General features: G+C 54.1%; 5 protein-coding genes. 4 read left to right on the forward strand and 1 reads right to left on the reverse strand.

All coding sequences use genetic code 11. The features are described from left to right. From ACTHUE_RS13480 to ACTHUE_RS13495, 4 genes are all read left to right on the forward strand, one after another. Positions 1-435, forward strand: a 435-nt coding sequence (locus tag ACTHUE_RS13480; protein ID WP_440423722.1) for a TonB-dependent receptor domain-containing protein, incomplete at its 5' end; no start/stop codon positions are given. 329 nt (positions 436-764) lie between these two features. Beyond that, complete coding sequence (locus tag ACTHUE_RS13485) at positions 765-1,163, forward strand: extensin (protein WP_440423724.1); 399 nt, start codon at positions 765-767, stop codon at positions 1,161-1,163. Between the two features lie 100 nt (positions 1,164-1,263). Further along, on the forward strand, positions 1,264-2,499 hold the full coding sequence (locus tag ACTHUE_RS13490; protein ID WP_440423725.1) for an MFS transporter: 1,236 nt from the start codon (positions 1,264-1,266) through the stop codon (positions 2,497-2,499). A 143-nt stretch (positions 2,500-2,642) separates the two neighbouring features. Further along, entirely contained in the window at positions 2,643-3,131 is a 489-nt protein-coding gene (locus tag ACTHUE_RS13495; protein WP_314597191.1) for a DUF456 domain-containing protein, read from the forward strand. A gap of 61 nt (positions 3,132-3,192) precedes the next feature. Here the strand turns inward: ACTHUE_RS13495 and ACTHUE_RS13500 are convergent. Continuing rightward, positions 3,193-3,412: SEC-C metal-binding domain-containing protein (locus tag ACTHUE_RS13500; RefSeq protein WP_440423727.1), on the reverse strand; the 220-nt coding region annotated here is incomplete at its 5' end.

A 3,412-nucleotide genomic window follows, 5' to 3' on the forward strand; every position in this document is an offset into this window, starting at 1 on the left:
TACGGCGCGGAACTTGCCGCCGACTGGCAGGCGACCGACAGCCTGAAACTCACCACCGGACTGGGGCTGCTCGACACCAAAATCAAAAGCTATCCCGACAGTGGCATCGAAGGCAACAAACTCGGCCGTGCGCCCAAATACACCGCCAACATCGGCGTGAAATACCTGAATGACAAAGGCTGGGAAGCCGGCGGCGACGTGCGCTTCTACGGCGGCTACTACTCCGCCGCCGACAATGCCGAATCAGGCAAAATCGGCGCATACAACCAAGTCAACCTCTACACCGCCTACAACTTCAAACAAGGCCGCATCTCGCTCTACGCCGACAACGTGTTCAACCGCCGCCGACCCATATTCATTTCTAGCGCCGACCGCCAAGACGCACTCTACCAACGCCCCAGAAGCGTGGGCGTGAGCGCGGAATGGAAGTTTTAGGCGGGGCTGAAATGATGGAGGCCGTCTGAAACAATCGTAGGTCGGGCATCAATGCTCTACCTACGGTGACTGGAATAACGAAGGTCGTCTGAAACAGCCGTAACAACCGATTATCGTCATTAGCTTACGCAAGTCTGCTTCGCTACCCCCGCGCAGGCGGGAATCCAGACCTATCCGCACAGAAACTTATCGGATAAAGAAGTGCCTTCGAGTCTCCATTCTGGATTCCCGCCTGCGCGGGAATGACGGCACAAGAAGTCTAAATAAAAAGCCAAGCATAAATGCCCAACTATTAACCTACCCTGCTTCCCAACACCCAAAGGAATCCGATGCACTACTTCACCCCCGCCAAAACCCTGCCCGAAGGCACCATCTACCTGACCGACCTGACCCACGTCGCCGACTTCGCCGACTGGCTGGCCGAATTCGAAACCCTGTTAAGCCAAAACCGCCGCTTAGCCACCGTCTGCACCCCGATGCGGCGGCAGGTAAGCGACGAACAGCGCATTGCCGACCGCAAAACTTACATCGAATGGATAAAGGCACATCGGCCGCAACTGTCCGAACGCTGCGCCGCCATGCTCCTTATCGAACCCGACGCAGCGCAACTGGCGTTCTTCCGCGAACAATCGTCCAAACTCGGCCCCGCGCTGGGCGTGAACTACATCGTCGAAGCAGATGAAACAACCGCCCTGCTTCGCGCAGAAGAAGCGTTGAAGGCCGTCTGAAAAGATACTAAACCTATTTAAATACAAATCAAGTATTGCCACCCAATATGTTCAGACGGCCTTGTCCCTTTATTTGCCTCATCTTCAAAAGAATCATGTGATGTCCGACAATCAGACTCCCCCAAACTCACGCGACTGGCTGCTGCTTATCGGCGGCAGCACTTACAAATTTACGCTAACCGGTTTTTATCTGGTCGCGCTGATCGCTATTTTGAAAAATCACGGTTACAGCCTGAACCAACTGAGCTGGATACATTTAATCGGCGGTATCGAAGCGGCGAAGGTATTGTTTGCCGCACTGATGGAGCGGCGGCCGGCGGGGCGGTTCGGGCGGTTTCGCGGCTGGCTGCTGGCGGCGACGCTGGGGCTTTCAGCAGTGTTCGGGTTGATGGCCTGTACCGACATAACGCAGAACTTCGCGCTGCTTTTGACCTGCTGCGTACTGCTCTCGGCGATGTCGGCGGTGTACGGCTGCGCGATGCTGGGTTTGTCGTGCATCGTCCTGCCGCACCGCGAGCGCGGTTTCGGTGGCGTGATTCAGACGATGGCGGCGCGCGGCGGCAAGATGATCGGCGGCGCACTGGTGTTGTGGCTGTATCAGGAATACGGGCAGATGGCGGCAGCGGGCTTTATGCTTGCGTTCAGCCTGCTGATGCTGCTGCAACTCTTGTACTACCGCGAGCCGGAAAGTCCGACTGCGCAAGGCAGTTGGACGGCGTTGGCAGCACGGCTGGTTTCTTTTTGGCAGCAACCTGAAACGGGCTGGCGGTGGCTGGTTTTGCTGTTTGCCGTTGCCGCACCGTATGCGTTTATGGCGGCAACCTTTGTGCCCAAGCTGGCGGATTTGGGCTTCACTCCGAAACAGACGGGCGGAATTTTGGCGGTAGGTATTCCTGTTGCCTGCCTGATTGTGACGCCGCTGTCGGGCTGGTTTTTGCGCAATTATCCGCGCCGCAAACTCGTGTTCCTACTCTACGCGCTGCAACTGCCGCTTTTAGCGTCCATGACTGCCATCGACACGCTCGCACGTGTCGGCTCTTGGCTGCCGCCCGCGCAAATCGTCGCTCTGAGCCTGAGCTACACGCTGCTGCTGCCGGTGATACTGGCGTTGGTGATGGACAAATCCGACCGCGCCACCGCCGCACTCGACAGCAGCCTGCAATTTTCCGTCGTCCTGCTCGGCAGTTACACGGCCGGTTTCGCCGCCCTACGGCTGGCAAAGGCTATTGGTTATACAGATGCGTATTGGGTTGCAGTGTACTTGGCCGTATTAGTAGGCCTGCTTTTATATTTGAATAGAAATTTATTCAATTATTCAGATCGTGATTCACAATAATTCACTTAGATATTTATTCATCGATTTTAATTGAGCGCGCCTCCGGATAATTTTTCATTTTATTGCACAATCTCTCATGAAAATATAACAAAACGTGCCCATAATACTGCCGTTATTACACTCTTAAATTCAAAAGGAACCTCATGACTGCTGTTCTCATCGTTCTCGGCTTGATTGCCATTGCTGTCGGCATCTTAGGCACTATTTATCCCGCCCTGCCCGGATTGGGTTTGATGTTTGGTGGTGCATGGCTGTTGGGTTATGCCGGCGATTATCAAGTGTTTGGCTCGGGTACGCTGACCTTTTTGGCTATCGTTGCCGTATTCGGTACTGCGATGGACTATGTAGCGGGCGCATTGGGTGCAAAATATACCGGTGCTAGCAAAACCGCAGTTTGGGGTGCATTTATCGGCGGTATCGTCGGCGCATTCTTCTCCATTCCCGGCTTGTTGCTCGGCCCGTTGACCGGTGCGGCCATCGGCGAATTTATCGCACGCAAAGACACTTGGCAGGCAGGCAAAGTCGGTATCGGTACGTTTATCGGCTTCATCATCGGCACCGTGGCCAAAATCGGCTGCGCCTTGACCATCGCACTGACCATCCTGTTTGTTTGGTTAGCCTCATTCTTCTAAACAAAAAACATTAAAGGCCGTCTGAATTTCAAGCATTCAGACGGCCTTTTCATTTCACCATTTATTTACCGCAACAGGCTTTGTATTTTTTACCGCTGCCACACGGGCAAGGATCATTACGGCCCACTTTTTCGCCTTCACGGCGTACGGTTTTCGGCTTATTGATGATGGCCTGCCAGTACCAGTAAATATCAAGCAGGACATGCGGCAAATCAGATTCCAGCTGGGTCAGCTCTTTTTCATTCAGATGCAAGATGACTTCGCCGTTTTCCTCATCGTCA

The sequence above is a fragment of the Neisseria sp. P0021.S005 genome (assembly GCF_051956955.1).